The organism is Microbispora sp. NPDC046933 (assembly GCF_040644635.1).
Classification (GTDB): domain Bacteria; phylum Actinomycetota; class Actinomycetes; order Streptosporangiales; family Streptosporangiaceae; genus Microbispora.
Map to the genome: position 1 here is coordinate 27828 of NZ_JBEYWW010000048.1, position 18923 is coordinate 46750.

Annotated in this window: 17 protein-coding genes; 9 read left to right on the forward strand and 8 right to left on the reverse strand. The window is 72.2% G+C overall.

Annotated elements, in window-relative coordinates:
* Window positions 1–5: 5 nt before the first annotated feature.
* Entirely contained in the window at window positions 6–662 is a 657-nt protein-coding gene (locus ABZ857_RS39645; protein WP_357054535.1) for a transcriptional regulator, read from the reverse strand.
* 186 nt (window positions 663–848) lie between these two features.
* Here ABZ857_RS39645 and ABZ857_RS39650 point away from each other — a divergent pair, with 186 nt between their 5' ends.
* Complete coding sequence (locus ABZ857_RS39650; protein WP_357054538.1) at window positions 849–1724, forward strand: chitosanase; 876 nt, start codon at window positions 849–851, stop codon at window positions 1722–1724.
* A gap of 65 nt (window positions 1725–1789) precedes the next feature.
* Here ABZ857_RS39650 and ABZ857_RS39655 read toward each other — a convergent pair whose 3' ends face one another.
* The 5 genes from ABZ857_RS39655 to prcB all read right to left on the reverse strand — a co-directional run bounded on the left by ABZ857_RS39655 (window position 1790) and on the right by prcB (window position 6863).
* Window positions 1790–2752 (reverse strand): FKBP-type peptidyl-prolyl cis-trans isomerase, encoded by a 963-nt coding sequence (locus ABZ857_RS39655; RefSeq protein WP_357054541.1) that lies wholly within the window; start codon window positions 2750–2752, stop codon window positions 1790–1792.
* A 71-nt stretch (window positions 2753–2823) separates the two neighbouring features.
* The gene (gene pafA / locus ABZ857_RS39660) at window positions 2824–4182 is read right to left on the reverse strand and encodes a Pup--protein ligase (RefSeq protein ID WP_079315240.1); all 1359 of its coding nucleotides are present in this window, start codon (window positions 4180–4182) and stop codon (window positions 2824–2826) included.
* Between the two features lie 69 nt (window positions 4183–4251).
* Complete coding sequence (locus tag ABZ857_RS39665) at window positions 4252–4938, reverse strand: hypothetical protein (protein WP_357054544.1); 687 nt, start codon at window positions 4936–4938, stop codon at window positions 4252–4254.
* A 248-nt stretch (window positions 4939–5186) separates the two neighbouring features.
* Window positions 5187–6026, reverse strand: a complete 840-nt coding sequence (gene prcA, locus ABZ857_RS39670) for a proteasome subunit alpha (protein WP_357054547.1) — start codon at window positions 6024–6026, stop codon at window positions 5187–5189.
* A gap of 21 nt (window positions 6027–6047) precedes the next feature.
* A complete protein-coding gene (gene prcB / locus ABZ857_RS39675; RefSeq protein ID WP_357054617.1) occupies window positions 6048–6863 on the reverse strand; it encodes a proteasome subunit beta in 816 nt (271 codons plus the stop codon).
* Window positions 6864–7096: 233 nt separating this feature from the next.
* On the opposite strand from prcB, the gene ABZ857_RS39680 reads away from it, so the two are divergent.
* The 7 genes from ABZ857_RS39680 to ABZ857_RS39710 all read left to right on the forward strand — a co-directional run bounded on the left by ABZ857_RS39680 (window position 7097) and on the right by ABZ857_RS39710 (window position 16512).
* The gene (locus ABZ857_RS39680; RefSeq protein WP_357054550.1) at window positions 7097–8473 is read left to right on the forward strand and encodes an extracellular solute-binding protein; all 1377 of its coding nucleotides are present in this window, start codon (window positions 7097–7099) and stop codon (window positions 8471–8473) included.
* Window positions 8460–9347: a sugar ABC transporter permease gene (locus ABZ857_RS39685; protein WP_357054553.1), complete on the forward strand. Its 888-nt coding sequence runs from the start codon at window positions 8460–8462 to the stop codon at window positions 9345–9347. The genes ABZ857_RS39680 and ABZ857_RS39685 overlap by 14 nt, the downstream gene beginning before the upstream one ends.
* Window positions 9347–10171, forward strand: coding sequence for a carbohydrate ABC transporter permease (locus ABZ857_RS39690; RefSeq protein WP_357054556.1), 825 nt, complete (start codon window positions 9347–9349; stop codon window positions 10169–10171). Before ABZ857_RS39685 ends, ABZ857_RS39690 begins: the two co-directional genes overlap by 1 nt.
* Window positions 10168–11244, forward strand: coding sequence for an ABC transporter ATP-binding protein (locus tag ABZ857_RS39695; protein ID WP_357054559.1), 1077 nt, complete (start codon window positions 10168–10170; stop codon window positions 11242–11244). Before ABZ857_RS39690 ends, ABZ857_RS39695 begins: the two co-directional genes overlap by 4 nt.
* Window positions 11241–12512 (forward strand): CehA/McbA family metallohydrolase, encoded by a 1272-nt coding sequence (locus ABZ857_RS39700; RefSeq protein WP_357054561.1) that lies wholly within the window; start codon window positions 11241–11243, stop codon window positions 12510–12512. Before ABZ857_RS39695 ends, ABZ857_RS39700 begins: the two co-directional genes overlap by 4 nt.
* 66 nt (window positions 12513–12578) lie before the next feature.
* Window positions 12579–13790: a Gfo/Idh/MocA family oxidoreductase gene (locus ABZ857_RS39705; RefSeq protein ID WP_357054564.1), complete on the forward strand. Its 1212-nt coding sequence runs from the start codon at window positions 12579–12581 to the stop codon at window positions 13788–13790.
* A gap of 10 nt (window positions 13791–13800) precedes the next feature.
* A complete protein-coding gene (locus ABZ857_RS39710; RefSeq protein ID WP_357054567.1) occupies window positions 13801–16512 on the forward strand; it encodes an alpha-mannosidase in 2712 nt (903 codons plus the stop codon).
* Between the two features lie 264 nt (window positions 16513–16776).
* On the opposite strand, the gene ABZ857_RS39715 is transcribed toward ABZ857_RS39710, so the two are convergent.
* A complete protein-coding gene (locus ABZ857_RS39715) occupies window positions 16777–16986 on the reverse strand; it encodes a ubiquitin-like protein Pup (RefSeq protein ID WP_357054569.1) in 210 nt (69 codons plus the stop codon).
* Window positions 16987–17285: 299 nt separating this feature from the next.
* Between ABZ857_RS39715 and ABZ857_RS39720 the strand changes: the two genes are divergently transcribed.
* Complete coding sequence (locus ABZ857_RS39720; protein WP_357054572.1) at window positions 17286–18329, forward strand: serine/threonine-protein kinase; 1044 nt, start codon at window positions 17286–17288, stop codon at window positions 18327–18329.
* Window positions 18330–18428: 99 nt separating this feature from the next.
* Here ABZ857_RS39720 and ABZ857_RS39725 read toward each other — a convergent pair whose 3' ends face one another.
* A complete protein-coding gene (locus tag ABZ857_RS39725) occupies window positions 18429–18758 on the reverse strand; it encodes a PepSY domain-containing protein (RefSeq protein WP_357054575.1) in 330 nt (109 codons plus the stop codon).
* Between the last annotated feature and the right edge of the window lie 165 nt (window positions 18759–18923).

The following is an 18923-nucleotide window of genomic DNA, read 5'->3' on the forward strand; positions in this document are numbered from 1 at the left end:
CTATGTCAATCTACGTTGTTTTTAGAAGGCCCGAAGGACACACAGCACTCCTCCGGTCTCGGGTCGAGCGCCGCGGTGACACCGTTCTCCCCGAGGCCGGCCAGCAGCCCCTCGCACAGCGCGAGGTTCATCGAGCACACGAGCAACGGATGACTGCCGGCCAGCGCATGGAAGGGGCAGTTGCGCAGCCGCACCCGTCCGTCCTCCTCGTACGGCTCGTAACCGCGCGCACGCAGCACCTCCAGGAGATCGGCGGAACCGGCATCGGACGCGGCAAGGCGCTCCCCCGCCCGACGGGCGGCCTCCTCGGCCTTCTCCTCGCCGCCCAGCAGGTCGACGGTCTCCGCCAGCACGAGCGCGAGCGTTTGGTAGTCGCGGGGCGGCAGGCTCACGGTCCGTTCCTCGCGCACCCGCCGGTAGACCTTGGCCGGGCGGCCGCCGCCGGGGCCGGTCCTGCCGCTGAGCCGCCGGAAGCCCGCCTCCAGCAGGCCCGCCTCCACCAGTTTGTCCAGGTGGTGGGCCGCCAGCGTGCGCTGGACGCCGGTCGCCTCGGCCGCCTCGTTGCGGCCCACGTCCCGCCCCTGCTCGGCCACGAACCGGTACAGCGCCCGCCGTACGGGATCGCCGAGCACGCTGATCGACTCCAGGTCGTCGCTCGTCACAGCCGGAGTCTAGGCCGCCCGGCCTGGACCATCGGACGGCCGGTCAAGGGCGCCGTTGACACCGTCGCGAGGCCCTGCTTTCATTAGGAAACCTTCCTAACTAAATCCCCCTCACGGAGGGCTCACCCCCCGCCCCGCCGCCTCCCCCGAACCAGCAGGCCGCGGGCGGAGAACGGAGCGACACACGTGAAAGACCCGCTGATCAGGCACGCTCCCCGGCGCGCGGCTCTGCTGCTCGTGGCCGCCGCCGCGGCCGTACTCCCCGCGGGCGCGGCGGGAGCCGCCGGCGGCCCGCCCTCCCCTGCCGCCCCCGCCGTGGAGATCCTGCAGGTCACGGCCAGGGCCGCACCGGCCGACCTCACGGACCCGAAGAAGAAGGAGATCGCGATGGAGCTCGTCTCCAGCGCGGAGAACTCCTCGCTCGACTGGAAGGCCCAGTACAAGTACATCGAGGACATCGACGACGGGCGCGGCTACACCGCCGGGATCATCGGCTTCTGCTCGGGCACCGGCGACATGCTCGACCTGGTCGAGCTCTACACCAAGCGCAAGCCCGGCAACGTGCTGGCCAGGTATCTGCCCGCGCTGCGGAAGGTGAACGGCACCGACTCCCACAAGGGGCTCGACCCGGACTTCCCCAGGGACTGGCGCGCCGCCGCCGCCGATCCCGCGTTCCAGCAGGCGCAGAACGACGAGCGCGACCGGGTCTACTTCAACCCCTCCGTGGCCCAGGCCAAGGCCGACGGGCTGCGCGCCCTCGGGCAGTTCGTCTACTACGACGCCATGGTGATGCACGGCCCCGGCACCGACCCGGTCAGCTTCGGCGGCATCCGAAAGACGGCGATGAAGAAGGCGAAGACCCCGGCGCAGGGCGGCGACGAGGTCGCCTACCTCAACGCGTTCCTCGACGCCCGCAAGGCGGCGATGAAGACCGAGGAGGCACACAGCGACACCAGCCGGGTCGACACCGCCCAGCGGGTGTTCCTCAGGAACGGCAACCTCGACCTCGACCCGCCGCTGCGCTGGAAGGTCTACGGCGACAGCTATCAGATCCTCGGCTGACGCCCCATGCGACACAGGCCCCTCCCCGCCGTCCGGCGAGAGGGGCCTGTGGTCGTAGGCGGCTGTCAGGCCGCGCCGAGGACGTCCACGACGAAGACGAGCGTGTCGGTGCCCTTGATGCCGCCCTGCGCGTTGCCCTCCTTGCCGTAGCCGAGGTCCGGCGGGATCGTCAGCAGGACGCGGCTGCCGACCGGAACGCCGGTCAGGCCCTGCGCCCAGCCCTTGACGACCTGGTCGAGGGCGAACGTCGCGGGCTGGCCGCGCTCCCAGCTGGAGTCGAACTGCTTGTCGGTGCCCCAGATCTTGCCGACGTAGTGGGCGAGGACCGTCTGACCGGCCTTCACCTCCGGGCCGCCACCCTTGATCACGGTCTTGACGACCAGCTTCTTGGGCGCCTTCTCGCTGGTCTTGGTGGTCAGCGCCGGGGCCTTCTCACCGCCGGGGTTCTCGACCTTCACGCCGTTCACGCCGGGGTCGACGGCGGTGCCCTCGACGGACTTCAGCGTGGCCGACACCACGTCGATGACCAGCACCTGGGACGTGGTGTTGAAGTCCTGGCCCTGCTGCTTGGCCTGGTCGAGCTGCTCCGCGCTCAGGCTGTCCTTGGCGACCACCGCCATCACCCGTCCGCCCGGCTTGGCGCCGACCAGTGCCTCGTGCAGCGCCTTGGGCAGCTGCGGGCTGACCGAGACGAACTCCGACTTGCCCTGGTCGTAGTCGGAGCCGGCCGCCTTGTTCTCCTTGCCGTCCCAGTTGTAGACGGTGACGTTGGCGGTGAGGACGTCGCCGTCCTTGGCCGGGGTGCCCTGGCCCTCGATGACCTTGACGGAGGCGGACGTGAGCGAGGGCTTGCCCGCCGGGAAGGTCAGGGTGGGCTTCTTGCCGGCCTCTCCCGTCACCTTGATGGCCGAGGCGGCGGCCTGGCCACTGGAGGTGGGGCTCGCGCTGGACGCGCTCTTCTGCGCGGTTCCGCAGGCGGCGGCGAGCAACAGGGGTAGGGCGGCGACAAGTGCCGTACGACGGCGCATATGGGAATCCTCAAACAGACAGCGGGTCCGGGCCAGGCTACCCGAACCCGCCGTCAGAGCGGTGTAAGAGATCACATGCCCGCGATGAGCTTGTCGACCCTCTCGTCCACGCTGCGGAACGGATCCTTGCACAGCACCGTCCGCTGGGCCTGATCGTTGAGCTTCAGGTGGACCCAGTCGACGGTGAAGTCGCGCCGCTTCTCCTGGGCCTTGCGGATGAACTCCCCGCGCAGCTTCGCCCGCGTGGTCTGCGGCGGAACCGACTTGGCCTCGAAGATGCGGACGTCGTCGGCCACCCTTTCGACGGCCCCCCGCTTCTGCAGAAGGTAGAACAGACCGCGCTTGCGGTGGACGTCGTGGTAGGCCAGATCGAGCTGCGCGACGCGCGGCGACGACAGCGGCAGGTCGTACTTCTGTCTGTAACGTTCAATCATCTGGTACTTGGTGACCCAGTCGATCTCCCGCGAGACGAGGTCGAGGTCGCCCGTCTCGACCGCCCGGAGCGTGCGCTCCCACAGCTCCAGCACCCGCTTGGCGGTGGCGTCCCCGCCGCGCCGGTCGACGAAGTCCTGCGCCTTGGTCAGGTACTCCTGCTGGATCTCCAGGGACGAGGCCTCGCGGCCGTTGGCCAGGCGCACCCTGCGCCGGCCCGTCATGTCGTGGGACACCTCCCGGATCGCCCTGATGGGGTTCTCCAGGGACAGGTCACGCATCACCACACCGGCCTCGATCATGCGCAGCACCAGGTCGGTCGCGCCGACCTTGAGCAGCATCGTGGTCTCGCTCATGTTCGAGTCGCCCACGATGACGTGCAGCCGGCGGAACCGCTCGGCGTCCGCGTGCGGCTCGTCACGGGTGTTGATGATCGGCCGGGACCGGGTGGTCGCCGAGGAGACGCCCTCCCAGATGTGCTCGGCCCGCTGGGAGACGCAGTAGACGGCTCCGCGCGGGGTCTGCAGCACCTTGCCCGCGCCGCAGATGATCTGCCGCGTCACCAGGTAAGGGATCAGGACGTCGGCCAGCCGCCCGAACTCCCCGTGCCGGCCCACGAGGTAGTTCTCGTGGCAGCCGTAGGAGTTGCCGGCCGAGTCGGTGTTGTTCTTGAACAGGTAGATGTCTCCCGCGATGCCCTCCTCGCGGAGCCGCTTCTCGGCGTCCACGAGGAGGCCCTCCAGGATCCGCTCCCCCGCCTTGTCGTGGGTGACCAGCTCCACGACGTTGTCGCACTCAGGGGTGGCGTACTCGGGATGGCTGCCCACGTCCAGGTAGAGACGTGCGCCGTTGCGCAGGAAGACGTTGCTCGATCGGCCCCAGGACACCACTCGCCGGAACAGGTACCGCGCCACCTCGTCCGGCGACAGCCTCCGCTGCCCGCGGAACGTGCAGGTGACGCCGTACTCGTTCTCCAGCCCGAATATGCGTCGATCCATCACCTCACACTATTCCCATAAACCGGCGGCCGAACAGTGATCGGGCGGTGGAATGCGGAGAAGGAGCGGTCAGGCGACGTAAATCTCCGTCACCTTGACGATCTGCCCGCCCCGGACGGTGATGAGCGCCCGCAGGTCGCCCGCGTCGGCCCGCAGGACCAGCTTGTCCCGGGAGCAGCGCTGGGTGCCGAGGTACTGGCCGTCGATGGTCTGGTCCTTGCCGTCGCAGCCGAGCGCGCTGAAGAACACCACGTTCTTCGCGATGGGCGCGGCGAAGGCCGTCACGTCGCCCTCGGGCGGCCCCTCGAAGTGGCCGCTGGTGCTGCCGCCGTACTCCCTGACGAACTTCACGGGCCGGTATTCCGCCACGTTCTCGTCGTGCATGGCGACCAGCTGACCGCGTACGACACCGTCGCTGCTGGGGCTGAGCCCCTTGGTGAAGTCGTGCCCGGGGTCCGACTGGAGGGTCCCGCCGAAGGGGGCCGGCGTCTTGTCCGTGATCGGCGGCCCGGCCTTGCCCGGCTTCCGCGTCGGCGCGGTCGTGCCCGAGTCGGTGGGCGTCTCCGCCGCCGGCGTGCCGGATGCCGCCGGGTCGGCGGACGGCTCCGCGGGCGACGGCGACGGCGACGCCGTCACGGTCACCGTCACCGTGGGCGAGGCCGAGGTGCCGGAGGATCCGGAACAGGCGGTCAGCGACAGGAGGGCGACGGCGACGGCCGGAACGCCCGCTCGCCGAAAGAGATCAAAAGTCGTCATAACCGGATGAGACTAGCGAAATCGGAGTTAGGTTGAGCCGAAACGCCTGAGCCGGTCATGGCTGCCGGTCATGGCTGCCGGTCATGGCACGACCACCCCTCCGGATGCGGTGACGGGCACCGCGCCGCGACAGGGCGGACACAGCGGACGCGGTGGACACGGTGGACACGGCGGACACGGCGGACACGGCGGCGCCGCGCCCCCTTCCGAGGGGCGCGGCGCGGCGGCCGTACGAACGGGACGACGGGCTACTCGCCGGAGCCCGTGTCGATGTCGCCGTCGGGGGCGATCGGCGGGGCGGTGTCGGGAGCCTGCTCGGCCCCGGTCTGCTCGGCCCCGGTCTGCTCAGTGGGGGCCTGTTCGGCGGCGGGCTGCTGCCCGCCCTCCCGGCCCTCCTTGGCGGCCTCCAGGAGCTTCTCCAGGCGGGGCCCGGTCAGGCGCAGGAACTTGCGGTGCTCCCTGCCCCGGTCGAGGACGGCGACCTCGATCTGGGTCGCCGGGGGACGCTCCCCTCCCGGCTCGGTCAGGGCGGTCAACGCGGCGTCGAGGGCCTGCGGCAGCGGAAGCCCGTCGCTGTAGCGCTCCTTCAGGCGTCCTCCGACCGCCTCGGCCTGGCCGCCGATCACGGCCATGCCCTGCTCGTCGAAGACGGAGCCGTCGAAGGTGATCCGGTAGATCTGGTCGTCCTCAGGGGCGTCGCCGACCTCCGCGACGACGATCTCCACCTCGAACGACTTGATCGACTCGGTGAAGATCATGCCGAGGTGCTGGGCGTACAGGTTCGCCAGGCCGCGGCCGGTGACGTCGTTGCGGTTGAACGTGTAGCCGTTGATGTCCGCGTAGCGGATGCCCGCCAGGCGGAGCGACTCGAACTCGTTGTACCGCCCCACCGCGGCGAAACCGATGCGGTCGTAGATCTCGCTGATCTTGTGCAGCGCCTTGGACGGGTTGGGCGCCACGAACAGGATGCCGTCGGCGTACTGCATCACGACCACGCTGCGACCGCGAGCGATGCCCTTGCGGGCATACTCCGCCCTGTCCCGCATGATCTGCTCGGGCGAGGCATATCCTCCGAAGGGGATGGACACCGGGGGTGATCCTCTCTTGGGTTAGCGCAGCGGCGCGGTCGGGCCTTCGGGGGCGGTCATCCGCCTCTCCAGCATTGACTCCACGAACTCGGCGACCTCCTCGTCCGGAAGGCGGCGGAAGCCGTCCGCGGTGATGACGGCCACGACCGGCCAGATCTTCCGCATCACGTCGGGGCCGCCGGTCGCCGAGTCGTCGTCGGCGGCGTCGTACAGGGCGTGCAGGCAGGTCAGGACGGTGTCCTGCGGGCTCGAGTTCTCCCGGTAGAGCTTCTTGAGCGAGCCCCGGGCGAAGATCGAGCCCGAGCCGATCGAGTGGAACTCCTTCTGCTCGTACGGCCCGCCGCCCACGTCGTAGCTGAAGATGCGCCCGACGTCGCGGGCCGGGTCGTAGGCCGCGAACAGCGGCACGACCACGAGGCCCTGCATGGCCATGGGCAGGTTGCCGCGGATCATGGTGGCGAGGCGGTGCGCCTTGCCCTCGGTCGACAGCGAGCGGCCTTCGGTCTTCTCGTAGTGCTCCAGCTCGACCCGGTAGAGCCGGGCCAACTCCAGGCCGGTGCTCGCGGTGCCCGCGATGCCCATGCAGGAGTAGTCGTCGGTGCGGAACACCTTCTCGATGTCGCGCTGCGAGATTATGTTCCCGGAGGTCGCACGCCTGTCGCCCGCCATCACCACGCCGCCGGCGCAGGTCGCCGCGACGATGGTGGTCGCGTGCGGGATCTCGTCGCCCACCGGCGCCGCCAGCGTCTCACCGCGGGCGGGCAGCAGGTTCGGCGCGTGCACGCCGAGGAACTCCGAGAACGACGACGATCCCGTATATGTGAAGAGGCTGTTCATCCAGGCTGGCTGAGATGCCACGCGACTCCCTCCAAGCGTGCGTTGTTACGCCCGACCATACTCAGGTCTCAGCGCTGGTTGCACTCTTCCCGATCAGCTCAGCGCGAACCAGACATCCCTCAAGAGGCCGGGCACGCGTCCCTTACTCGTTCACCAAACCGTTTCTTTACGTGTTGGTAATCGCGTGCGAGGGTCGATTTGTCCGTACGTCAGGACTTACGGAGAGGTCGGCCATGAGACCTGCGCTCGCGATGACGGCGGCGGCCCTGCTGGCCCTGCCGGCCCTGGGGGCCTGCGGCACCGGCGGCGGATCCGGCGGCGGCGCCGTCACCCTCACGATCACGGCCAACGCCATCTCGGGCGGCAAGAACGCCGAGACCGCCGACTGGACGGCAAAGTGGGTCATCCCCCGGTTCGAGGCCGCCCAGAAGGCCAAGGGCCGCGACGTCCGCGTGGTGTTCCAGCCGAGCGGCGTGGACGACGAGCAGTACAAGACGAAGGTCGCCCTCGACCTCAAGTCTCGGGCGGGCGCCGACGTCATCGACCTCGACGGCATCTGGGTGGGCGAGTTCGCCCAGGCCGGGTACATCAAGCCGCTCGCCGAGGTGGCCGGTCCCGAGGCGGACTCGTGGGAGGGCTGGAGCCGGATCCCGCAGGCCGTGCAGGGCCTCGGCACGTTCGAGGGCAGGAGGTACGGCCTGCCCCAGGGCACCGACGGGCGGGTGCTGTTCTACAACAGGGACCTGTTCCGCAAGGCCGGCCTGCCGGACCGCTGGCAGCCGCGGAGCTGGCAGGAGATCCTCGACGCCGCGGCGGCCCTCAAGAGGGCCGGCGTCCCGGTCCCGATCCAGATCGACGCCGGCACCGCCATGGGCGAGGCGACGACCATGCAGGGCGCGCTGCCGCTGCTGGCGGGCGCGGGGGCGCAGATCTACGCGGACGGCAAGTGGACCGGCGCCTCCCGGGCGCTCAGGGACGTGCTGGGCTTCTACCGGCAGGTCTACTCCGGCGGCCTCGGCGACCCCAGGCTCCAGCAGGAGGCGCGGGGGCGGGACAAGTCGTTCGCCCAGTTCGCCGAGGGCAAGATCGCGATCCTGGCGGAGGGCGACTACTTCTGGCGGTCGGTGATCGAGCCGAAGGCCGGGGTCGCCCCGATGAAGGACCGCGACTCCGTCGTCGGCTACGCCCTGATCCCCGCCCAGCGCCCCGGCGCGGGCATCCGCGGCCAGGACTTCGTCAGCATGTCCGGCGGCGCCGTACGCGTGCTCAACCCCAACTCCAAGAACCCGAAGCTGGCCTGGGAGCTGCTGTCGTTCATGCACTCGGCCGAGGCCACCACATCGCAGCTCGCCGGGGCCGCCAGGATCACGGCGCGCAAGGACGTGAACGACAAGGTTCTGGGGGCCGACCCGATGCTGAAGTTCGTCTCCGACCAGGTGCTGCCCCTCACGGCGTACCGGCCGCCGCTGGCCGTCTACCCGCAGGTGTCGGTCGCCCTGCAGGAGGCCACGGCCGCGGTCGTGTCGGGCACGAGCGTGGACGAGGCCGCCGCCGCCTACCAGCGCGAGGTCGAGTCCCTCGTCGGCGGCCCCGCCCATGTCGCGAGCTGAGCCCGGCACGCTGGGCCGCCGCCCCGCCGTCGCCTTCGTGCTGCCGGCGCTGGTGCTGATCGGGGTGTTCCTGGTCTTCCCGGCGCTGTGGACCGTCTATCTGGGCCTCACGGACTACCGGCTCACGGGCCTGGCGGCGGCCGATCCTCAGGTGGTCGGAGCGGCCAACTACGCCGAGGCGCTGGGCGACGAGCGGTTCCGCACGTCGCTGTGGCTCACCGTGCAGTTCGTGCTCGGCTCGGCCGTGCTCGGGCAGGCGGTGCTGGGCTTCGCGATCGCGTGGGCGCTGCGTGACCGGCGGGGGCCGCTGAAGAGCGTCACCGAGGGGCTGGTGCTGCTCGCGTGGATCCTGCCGTCGTCGGTCGTCGCGTTCCTGTGGATCGCGCTGCTCGACCGCGACGGCGGGACGCTGAACGCGATCCTGCACACGCCCGGCTTCGCCTGGCTGCTCGACCACCCCATGGCGTCGATCATCGTGTTCAACGTCTGGCGGGGCACGGCGTTCTCGATGATGCTGTACGGCGCCGCGCTGGAGAACGTGCCGCCGTCGCACCTGGAGACCGCCCGGCTCGCCGGCGCGTCGACGTTCCAGCAGCTCAGGGACGTGGTCTTCCCGCACATCAAGGGGCACGTCCTGACGAACCTGCTGCTGATCACGCTCTGGACGTTCAACGACTTCACGGCCTTCCAGCTCACCGCGGGAGGCCCGGAGGGGCGGTCGGAGATCCTGCCCGTCTACATCTACAACGTCGCGATGAGCGGTGGCAGGCTCGGTTTCGGCGCGGCGGTCTCGTTCCTCGTCCTCGTGGTGAACCTGGTCCTGGCGTTCGCCTACCTGCGCCTCCTGCGATCGAGGGGGGAGGTGAGGCCGTGATGACGCCGCTGCGCCACGTGCTCGGCACCATCGGGCGGGCCACGTTCCTGGCCCTGGTGCTGGGGTTCTTCGCGCTGCCGCTGCTCTGGCTGGCCTCGGCGCCGTTCGACGCCCACCCGTCGATCACGGCCTCGGTGCCGGAGTTCACGCTGGCGAACTTCCGGGCGCTGCTGGACAACCCGTACGCGCTGGGCTCGCTGCGCAACTCGCTGATCCAGGCGTGCGGCAGCGCGGCCCTGGTCGTGACGCTGGCCGCGCTGGCGGCGTACGCGCTGTCGCGGGCGCGGGTGCCCGGCCGCGACGCGCTGCTCTACGTGCTGCTGCTCCTGTCGTCGGTGGTGACGGGGACGGCGGCGATGGTGCCGCTGTTCGAGCTGGCGACCCGGCTGAACCTGATCGACACCCACCTCGGCGTCGTGCTCACGCTGTCGGGCGGCCTGCTGCCCGCCGCGATCTTCATCCTGAAGGACTTCATGGACGCCACGCCCACGTCCTATGAAGAGTCGGCGCGGGTGTTCGGCGCGTCATCGGGGCAGGTGCTGCGGCACGTCGTGATCCCGCTGGTGCGGCCCGGCCTGGCGACGATCGCGGTGTGGGCGGTCGCCAACGTATGGGGCGGCTTCCTGCAGCCGTTCATCCTGCTGCGCGACCCGGACAAGGCCCCGGGCGCGGTCATCCTCTACACGCTCTACACCGAGGGGGGCGCGCCGCGCCTCGACGTGATCTCGGCGTTCTCGCTGCTCTACTCGCTGCCGGTGGTGGTGATGTACGTGTTCGTCAGCCGGAGGTACGGCTTCCGCTTCCACGGGGGGATCAAGCGGTGATCGCGTTGCGCGGCCTGACCAAGGAGTTCCCCGGCGGGGTGCGGGCGGTCGACTCGCTCGACCTGGAGATCGGCGACGGCGAGTTCTTCGCGCTGCTCGGCCCGTCGGGCTGCGGCAAGACGACGCTGCTGCGGACGATCGCCGGCCTGGAGACCCCCACCTCGGGGCGGATCGAGATCGGCGGCGTGGACGTGACCGGGACGCCTCCGGGACGGCGGGACGTCGCGATGGTCTTCCAGGACTACGCACTCTTCCCGCACATGGACGTGACCGCCAACATCGCCTACCCGCTGCGGATCAGGAAGATCCCGCGGGCCGAACGCGAGGCGAAGGCCGCCGAGACGGCGTCCCGGCTCAGCCTGTCGGAGCTGCTGGACCGCAGGCCCGGACAGCTGTCCGGCGGGCAGCAGCAGCGGGTGGCGCTCGCCCGGGCGGTCGCCTGCCACCCGAAGGCGTTCCTGTTCGACGAGCCGCTGTCGAACCTGGACGCGCGGCTGCGCCTGGAGGCCCGCACGTTCCTCAAACGCCTGCAACGCGAGCTGGCGGTGACCACGGTGTTCGTCACGCACGACCAGAGCGAGGCGCTCGCGCTGGCCGACCGCATCGCGGTCATGTCGGCCGGGCGGATCACGCAGCTCGGCACGCCGTCCGAGGTATTCCGCCGCCCGGCCACGCCGTTCGTGGCCTCCTTCATCGGGTCCACGCCGATGAACCTGCTGCCGGGCGTCGCCGAGGGCGGCGTGCTGCGGGTGGCCGGGGCCGAGTTCCCCCTGCCGGACGGCGCGCGCCTGCTGAACGGCTTCCGCGACGGCGAGGTCCTGTACGGCCTGCGTCCCGAGTACGCCGACCTGACCACCCGGGCGCCCGGGGAGAAGGGGGCGTTCCGGGGGAAGGTGGCGGTGGTGGAGAACCTCGGCACGGCCCATCTCGTCACGCTGGAGTGCGCGGACCACCTGTTGCAGGTGGTGGTCCCCGAGGGCGCCGATCCCCCGCCGGGGACGGCCGCCTGGGCGGTGCCCCGTCCCGGCCGGGCGCTGCTCTACCGCGACGACGCCCTGGTGGGTGGCGCGTGACGACCAGGGCCGCGATCAGCGGGACGTGGACGCTTGACGACCGGCTGGCCGGGCCGGTGGCGGAGGTGCCGGTGGAGGTGCGGCCCGGCACGGCCGCCCTCACGGTGCGCCTGTCCTACGACCGGTCGGCCGGCGTGCTCGACCTCGGCTGCGCCGGGCCTTCCGGGTTTCGCGGCTGGTCGGGCGGCGCGCGCTCCGAGTACACCATCGCCCCCTCCTGGGCCACGCCCGGCTACCTGCCCGGTGAGATCGAGCCGGGGGTGTGGCGGGTGCTGGTGGGACTGCACCGGGTGCCCCTCGGCGGCCTGCCGTACGAGATCCGGGTGATCAGGCACGTGCGGCCGCCCGCCCGGCCGCGCCGGCGCCGCACCCGCTTCTCCCGCGTGCCGGGACCCGTCCCGCCCGAGCCCGCCGCCGTACGGCGCCGCCTGCCGTCGCCGCCCGGATACCGCTGGCTCGCCGGGGACCTGCACGCGCACACCGACCACTCGGACGGCACGCTGAGCGTCTACGAACTGGCCTGCGTGGCGGCCGCGGCCGGGCTGGACTTCCTCGCGGTGACCGACCACAACACCGTCAGCCACCACGCGGAGCTCGCGGCGGCCGCGGCGCTGGCCGGTCTCGTGCTCGTGCCGGGGCAGGAGGTGACCACCGACCTCGGGCACGCCGGCGCGCTCGGGGACGTCGGCTGGATCGACTTCCGGCGGCCCCCCGACGAGTGGGCGAAGGCCGTACGGGACCGGGGCGGGGTGCTGTCGGTCAACCACCCGGTGGCGGCCGACTGCGCCTGGCGGCACCCGATGACCGACCGGCCGCGGGTCGTCGAGCTGTGGCACTGGAGCTGGCAGGACCGCAGCTGGGGCGCGCCGCTGGCCTGGTCGCAGGCGTGGACGCACGGTTTGATCGGCGACCCAACCGGCGACCTCGTGGTCGTGGGCGGCGGCGACTACCACCGGCCCGAGGAGGGCCACCCGCCCGGCGCGCCGACGACGTGGGTGCTCGCCGAGGGCGACGGCCGCGGCCCCGAGGCGGCCGGGGCGATCATACGGGCCGTGGCGGAGGGGCGGACGGCGGTGTCGGCCTCCCCCGGCGCCCCGCTGCTGCTGCGGCTGGAGGACGAGTTCCTCGCCGTGGACGCCGACGGGCTGGTGCTGTGGGGCCCGCAGACCCGGCGGGTGATCCGTGGGGACCTCGCCCTCCTGCCGGCCCGGCCCGGGGTGCACCGGCTGGAGACGCCGGCCAACGAGGTGATGGCCGTCTGCACCTGACGGGGTTGCGCTCCACCACCGATGGGGAGGTGCAGGGCAGGTCGCCGAGCGGAGGAGGGTGAGGACGTGGAGACGGTGAAGGTGGGGATCGCCGGGCTGGGCGTGGTCGCGCAGGTCGTCTACCTGCCCCTGCTGGCGCGGCGGCGCGACCTGTTCCGGGTCGCGGCCGTGTGCGACCTCGACCGCGGGCACGCGGAGACGGTCGGCCGGGAGGCGGGCGTCCCGGCGTACGACGACCCGCTGGCGATGCTGGACAGGGGCGGGTTCGACGCGCTGATCGTGCTCACGCCGGGGTCCCACGGGCCGCTGGTGCGGGCCGCCCTCGAACGCGGCCTGTGGGTGCTGTGCGAGAAGCCCCTCGCCTACAGCCGGGCCGAGCTGAGCGGCTTTTCCGGCGAACGGCTGATGGCCGGCTACATGAAGCAGTACGACCCGGCCTCCCAGCGGCTGCTGGAGGCGCTGCACGAGGCCGGCGGGCCGGAGGTCGTCCGCCACCTGGACGCCACCGTGCTCCACCCGTCGGAGGAGTCGCAGCTGCTGTTCGCCCGGGCGCGCACCGGACATCCCGCGCCCGAGCGGCTGGCCCCGTACGCGGAGGCCGACGAGCGGGCGCTCACCGCCGCGCTCGGCACGTCGTCGGAGCGGCTGCGGCGGCTGTACGCGGAGGTCCTGCTGAGCAGCCTCTGCCACGAGCTGTCGCTGATGCGGCTGTTCACCGGGTCTCCCGACACGGTGGACCACGTGGCCGTGTGGCCGGTGGAGGCGTTCCCCCCGTCCCTGGAGGTCAGCGGGACGCTCGGAGGCGAGTGCTCCGGCAGGTACGGCATCCGCTGGCACTACCTCCCGAGCTACCCGGCCTACCACCAGGTCATGACGCTGCACCACGAGCACGGCACGCTGGAGCTGCGCTTCCCCTCCCCTTATCTGCTGAACGCGCCCACCCGGCTGACGGTCACCTGCCGGGTCGGCACCACCGAGCGGACGGTCGTCAACGAGGACGTCGCCGAGGCGTTCGAGCGCCAGCTGCGCGCCTTCCACCGCTTCGTCACGCAGGAGGAACCGCCGCTCACCGGACTCGGCGGGGCCCTGGAGGATATCGTCACGGCGCAGCGGATCGTGCACCGGTACGCGCGGTGGGCGGGCATCCCCATCGGCGGGGAGTGCGCCCAGGAGGTCACCGGCGCCCCGCGGGAGGCAACCGCCGGGGCCGACAGCAGCTACGCCGAGGAGGGCGGGAGTGGAGCCAGCGGTCACGCCGAGGAGAGCCTCAGCAGATAGCGACAGGATCGTGGTGGTCCCGCACACGCACTGGGACCGCGAGTGGTACCTGCCCTTCCAGCGGTTCCGGGTCGGGCTGGTGCGGGTGCTCGACGAGGTCCTGGACGCCATGGCCGCCGACCCCGCCTACCGGTTCACGATGGACGGCCAGCTCGCGGCGATCGAGGACTACCTGGAGATCCGGCCCGCGCGGCGCGGCGACGTCGCCCGCTTCGTCGCCGAGGGACGGCTGGCCGTCGGGCCCTGGCTGATCCTCGCCGACGAGTTCCTGTGCTCGGGCGAGACCCTGCTGCGCAACCTGGAGTACGGCATGCGGGGCGCCGCCGCGCTGGGCGGCGCCATGCCCGTCGGCTACCTGCCCGACCAGTTCGGCCACTGCGCCCAGATGCCGCAGATGCTGGCGCTGGCCGGGCTGCGCCTGGCGTGCCTGTGGCGCGGCGTGCCGGCGCACGTGGACCGCGACGCCTTCGACTGGACCGGCGCCGACGGCACCACCATCAGGACCAGATATCTGCCCGGAGGGTACGGCAACGCCTTCGGCCTGTTCACCGGCCCGGCCGAGGGGATGCCCGACCGGGTGACGGCCTTCGTCTCCACGGCGGAGGGCTGGGCGGCGGGCGAGACGCTACTGGCGATGTACGGCGCGGACCACTCGGCGCCGACCCGCGAGATCACCGCGTCGGGGCTCCGCGTCGCCACCCTCGCCGAGGCCCTGACCGGCGATCCGGCGGATGGAGAGGTGGCGCGGGTGGCGGGCGAGCTGCGCTCGCACGCGCGGGCCAACATCCTGCCCGGTGTGATCTCGGCCCGGGTGCCGCTGAAGCAGGCCATGGCGCGGGCCGAGCGGGTCCTCATCCGCTACGCGGAACCGCTGTCGGCGCTGTGGCTCGCCGACCGTTCCGCCTGCGAACGCCTGATCGACATGGCCTGGCGGTCGGTCATCGCCTGCAGCGGGCACGACTCCGTCACAGGGTGCGGCTCCGACGAGACCGCCCAGCAGGTGGCCGCCAGGATCGCCGAGGCCGGGCAGACGGCCCAGGCGGTCGTGGACCTGGTCGCGGCGTCCCTCGCCGAGGCCGCGCCGAGGGGCGCGCTCGCGGTCGTCAACCCGTCCCCGTTCGAGCGGACCGGCCTGGTGCTCGCCGACCTGCCGGAGGACCGCGCGTCCCTGGCGGACGCCTCGGGCCGGCCTGTCCCCGTGCAGCGGCTCGAACACGCTCCCACGCTGCTCGACGAGACCGTCATGGACGACCTCACCCGGCTCCTCGGGCGCGTCCACGAGCGGGAACTGTACGGCCACGAGATCGTCTCCTGGCACGCCGGGGACGGCGTGTTCACCATCACCGTCAGCCGGCACGCCTCCGGCGCGTACGCCTACGAGGACCTGCGCCGGGCCGTCCTGGAGGCCGGTCCCGGGCCGTGGGTGGTCCGCACGCTGGCCGAGCCCGTGGTCACCGTGGCCGCGCTGGTCACCGTGCCGCCGCTCGGCCGTGCCGTCCTCACCCCCCGTCCGCCCGCGCCCGGCCGGCCCGCCCCCGTCACGGGCGCTCTGAGAAGCGACCCGTACGGGTTCGAGCCGGTGCTGGACAACGGGCTGCTGCGGGTGCGCGTGGCCGGCGACGGGACGCTCTCGCTGCGCGGCGCGGACGGCGTCGAGGTCCACGGTGTCGGGCGGATCGTCCACGGCGGGGACGCCGGGGACACCTACAACCACGCGCCCCCGCCGGACGACCGGCTCCTCGACCGGCCCTCCCGGGTCCTCGTCGAGGAGATCTGCTCGGGCCCGCTGACCGGCGCGTACGAGATCACGCGGGTGTACGACTGGCCAACCGGCCTCGGCGACGGCGACGGCGAGACCGTGCCGACGGCCGTCACGACCCGGGTGGAGCTCAGGGCGGGCGAGCCGTTCGCGCGGTGCGAGATCACCATGGACGTGCGCTGCCGCGACCACCGCGTCCGCTGGCACGCGCCGCTGCCCCGCCCGGCGGCGGAGTCGTACGCCGAAGGGCAGTTCGCCGTGGTGCGGCGCGGTCTCACCGCCGAGGGCGGGGGCGGCGAGCGGCCGATCCCGACCTTTCCCGCCGAGTCCTTCGCCGCCGCCGGCGGCCTGGCCGTGCTGCTCGACCACGTCACCGAATACGAGATCGGCGGGGACGGGACCGAGATGGCGCTGACGCTGGTGCGGTCCGTCGGCTACCTGTCCAGGAACCGCAACCCCTACCGCGACGAGCCCGCCGGGCCCGAGGTGCCCACCCCGGCCGCCCAGTGCCAGGGGCCGCTGACCGTGCGCTTCGCCGTCCTGCCGTACGCGGGCGAGTGGCACGAGGCCGGGCTGCCCCGGCTGGCGGAGGAGTTCCGCCACGACCTGCTCGCCGTGCCGGGCACCGGCGCCGCCGGGACGGACGGCCCGGGCGGAGAGGGCCGCCTCGCGATCGGCGGGGACGGCGTCATGATGACCGCTCTGCGCGAGCGGGACGGACGGCTGGAGGTCCGCCTGGTGGCCGAGCATCCCACGGCCACCGAGGCGGTCGTCCGGGGAGATTTCACCGCGGCCTGGACGGCCGGCGTGCCGGGCTCTCCCCTGAGCCCTCTGGAGGTGTCCCGCGACGAGGTGGTCCCCAACGATGGTGCGGACGGGCTTGGGCCCGCGGCGTCACGGCGGACGGTGCGCGTCCCGCTGAGGCCCTTCGAGATCGCGACCATTCATCTCGGCACAGCCTGACCGAGCTTGTGGCGTTGCCACCCACGTCCCGGCATGACGGGCGTCACGGGCACACCCGCGGAACGGATGGCATCGGCGCCGAGGCCGCCGGCGCCGGCCGGCCCGATTCAGACCCGCCCGATTCAGACCCGCCCGATGCAGACCCGCCCGATGCGCCGGTCACCGCGATGCGTTCGACGGGAGCTTTCCGGGCCGGGCGGCGGCCCTGCCGGCGGGTGGTCCCCCCGGCACGGCCGCCACCGGCCCGGACGCCTCCCTCCGGGGCTACTGCCCGCCCTTCTGCACGTAGGAACGGACGAACTCCTCCGCGTTCTCCTCGAGGACCTCGTCGATCTCGTCCAGGATCGCGTCCACGTCGTCGGTGAGCTTCTCGTGGCGCTCCTGGACGTCCGGGGACGCCTGCGCCTCGACCTCTTCGACTTCGTGCTCCTGGCGCCCGGTCTGCTTCTGGCCGCCGGTCTCCTTGGTCGCCATCCCTGACACCTCCGCTGCTCGGGGGGACGCCTCTCCCCATATCTTCCCCGAACCGACCGACAATGCGCGCGAAAGAGCGCGCGATCTTCGGCCGGCCACTGTGGCCAGACAACCCGGTGAGCGCCGGGAAGGCAAACGCGCGGGATCCGGCCCGGCGGCGGGCACGCCCGCCCACCGGAACCGCCTTCTTTAGACCGGATCGTTATGGACGTCACACGCCCCGTGGCCGCCTTTCGGCGCAGAGCGACCGCGTCCGGGACGACAATTGATGGATCACGGACCTAGCGCACGGGTGGTCGATGGCATCGCACGCACGGCAACTGCTGGCGGATCGGTACAAGCTGCTGACGCCCTTCCGGCGCGACGGCGGAGGGATCATGTGGCAGGCACACGATCTCCGCCTCAAACGCGACGTCGCGATCAAGGAAGTGCAGCCGCCGTACCGTGTGGACGTGGCCGACCTGCCCGCCGCCCGCCGGCAGGCGCTGCGGGAGGCCCGTTCCGCGGCCCGGCTCAGCCACCCGGCCGTCATCACCGTGCACGACCTGCTGGAGGACAAGGGCCGGCTCTGGATCGTGACAGAGCTCCTGCAGGGCCTCACGCTGGGCGACACCGTGCGCCACCTCGGGCGGCTGCCGGTCCACTGGGCCGCCTGGGTGGGTTTCCAGCTCCTGTCGGGCGTACGGCACGCGCACACGATGGGCGTCGTCCACGGGGACATCCGGCCCACCAACGTGATGCTGACCGAGGACCGGGTGGTGCTGACCGACTTCGGCATCGCCGCCTTCGATCGGGATCCGGCCGGGTCGACGACGGTGCCCGTGGCGCGGTCCGGCGCCTATCTCGCCCCCGAGCGGCTGCGCGGGAAGGGCCTGGCCCCCTCCGCGGACCTGTGGTCGTTCGGCGCCACGCTGTACTGCGGGGTCGAGGGGCGGCCGCCGTACCCGACCATGGGCCCGCTGCCGGCCGCGGCGCTGCTCGGCCGTGAGCCCGAGCCGCCGCGCCGGGCGGGCCTCCTGCGACCGCTGATCGAGGGCCTGCTGCGGCACGACCCGGAGGAACGGCTCACCACCGACCAGGCGATGCACATGCTCGTGGACGTGTTGCGGCGGCAGGGCATCCCGGCGGCGGCACCGGGCCGGACGGCCGGCGAGCTGCCCAGCCGTACCGGGGCCACCGGGGCGCACCCCTCCGCCCACTCCCCCGGTCACGGCTGGCCCGTGGCGCCCGGGGAACTCACGAGTGGGGGCCTTTACGGCGTAGATCCGCCACGCCGGGACAATCCCTACTGGCCCTCCCCCACGACCCGGCCCCGCCGGCACGGCCCTCCGCGCCTCCCGTAGGCTCTCACGCCGCCCGGCCTCCGGCGCGCGGAGACGGGGGTCGCCGGGGTCTCCTCCGGAACGCGGCCGGAGGAGACGCCCGTGCCCGCCTTCCTGTGGTCAGTCGTCGTGGTGTGCGCGGAACTTGACGATGCGTCCGGTCGCGATCGCGACGTAGACCCGGTACTCCCGGTGTCCGTTGCGCAACTCGACCTTCCAGGTGCGGTGGCCGTGCTCCCACTCGCGTTCGACCTCGGTCACCCGCGCGCCGGGCACCCTCCTCATCGCGATCGCGATCGCCTGGCTCCGGCTGACCGAGGTCTGGGAGACGGCAGCGGAGGCGGTCGAGGAGAGAGGGGCGGGCACGGCGGCGGCGACGGCGGTTCCCCCGGCGGCCAGGGCGGCGACGGTGACGGCGGCGGCCAGAGCGATCTTCGTTGTCTGTCTCATGCCCCGAGGCTCGCAGCGATCACGCTATGGCCGCGCTAAGCGGTCCCTAAGGCGTGGTTTCCGCCCGCTCGTCGCGGGACTTCACTCGTCGGAGCGCTGCTCGCCCCGCACAGGCCGTACGGGCCGGTGTGGAACCGGCACACCGGGCACCTGACCGCGGCGCTG

Coding starts and splice junctions, on each gene's coding strand:
- ABZ857_RS39655 (WP_357054541.1), bottom strand. CDS start 2,752: ATGCGCCGTCGTACGGCACTTGTCGCCGCCCTACCCCTGTTGCTCGCC.
- pafA (WP_079315240.1), bottom strand. CDS start 4,182: ATGGATCGACGCATATTCGGGCTGGAGAACGAGTACGGCGTCACCTGC.
- ABZ857_RS39665 (WP_357054544.1), bottom strand. CDS start 4,938: ATGACGACTTTTGATCTCTTTCGGCGAGCGGGCGTTCCGGCCGTCGCC.
- prcB (WP_357054617.1), bottom strand. CDS start 6,863: ATGAACAGCCTCTTCACATATACGGGATCGTCGTCGTTCTCGGAGTTC.
- ABZ857_RS39680 (WP_357054550.1), top strand. CDS start 7,097: ATGAGACCTGCGCTCGCGATGACGGCGGCGGCCCTGCTGGCCCTGCCG.
- ABZ857_RS39685 (WP_357054553.1), top strand. CDS start 8,460: ATGTCGCGAGCTGAGCCCGGCACGCTGGGCCGCCGCCCCGCCGTCGCC.
- ABZ857_RS39690 (WP_357054556.1), top strand. CDS start 9,347: ATGACGCCGCTGCGCCACGTGCTCGGCACCATCGGGCGGGCCACGTTC.
- ABZ857_RS39715 (WP_357054569.1), bottom strand. CDS start 16,986: ATGGCGACCAAGGAGACCGGCGGCCAGAAGCAGACCGGGCGCCAGGAG.
- ABZ857_RS39720 (WP_357054572.1), top strand. CDS start 17,286: ATGGCATCGCACGCACGGCAACTGCTGGCGGATCGGTACAAGCTGCTG.
- ABZ857_RS39725 (WP_357054575.1), bottom strand. CDS start 18,758: ATGAGACAGACAACGAAGATCGCTCTGGCCGCCGCCGTCACCGTCGCC.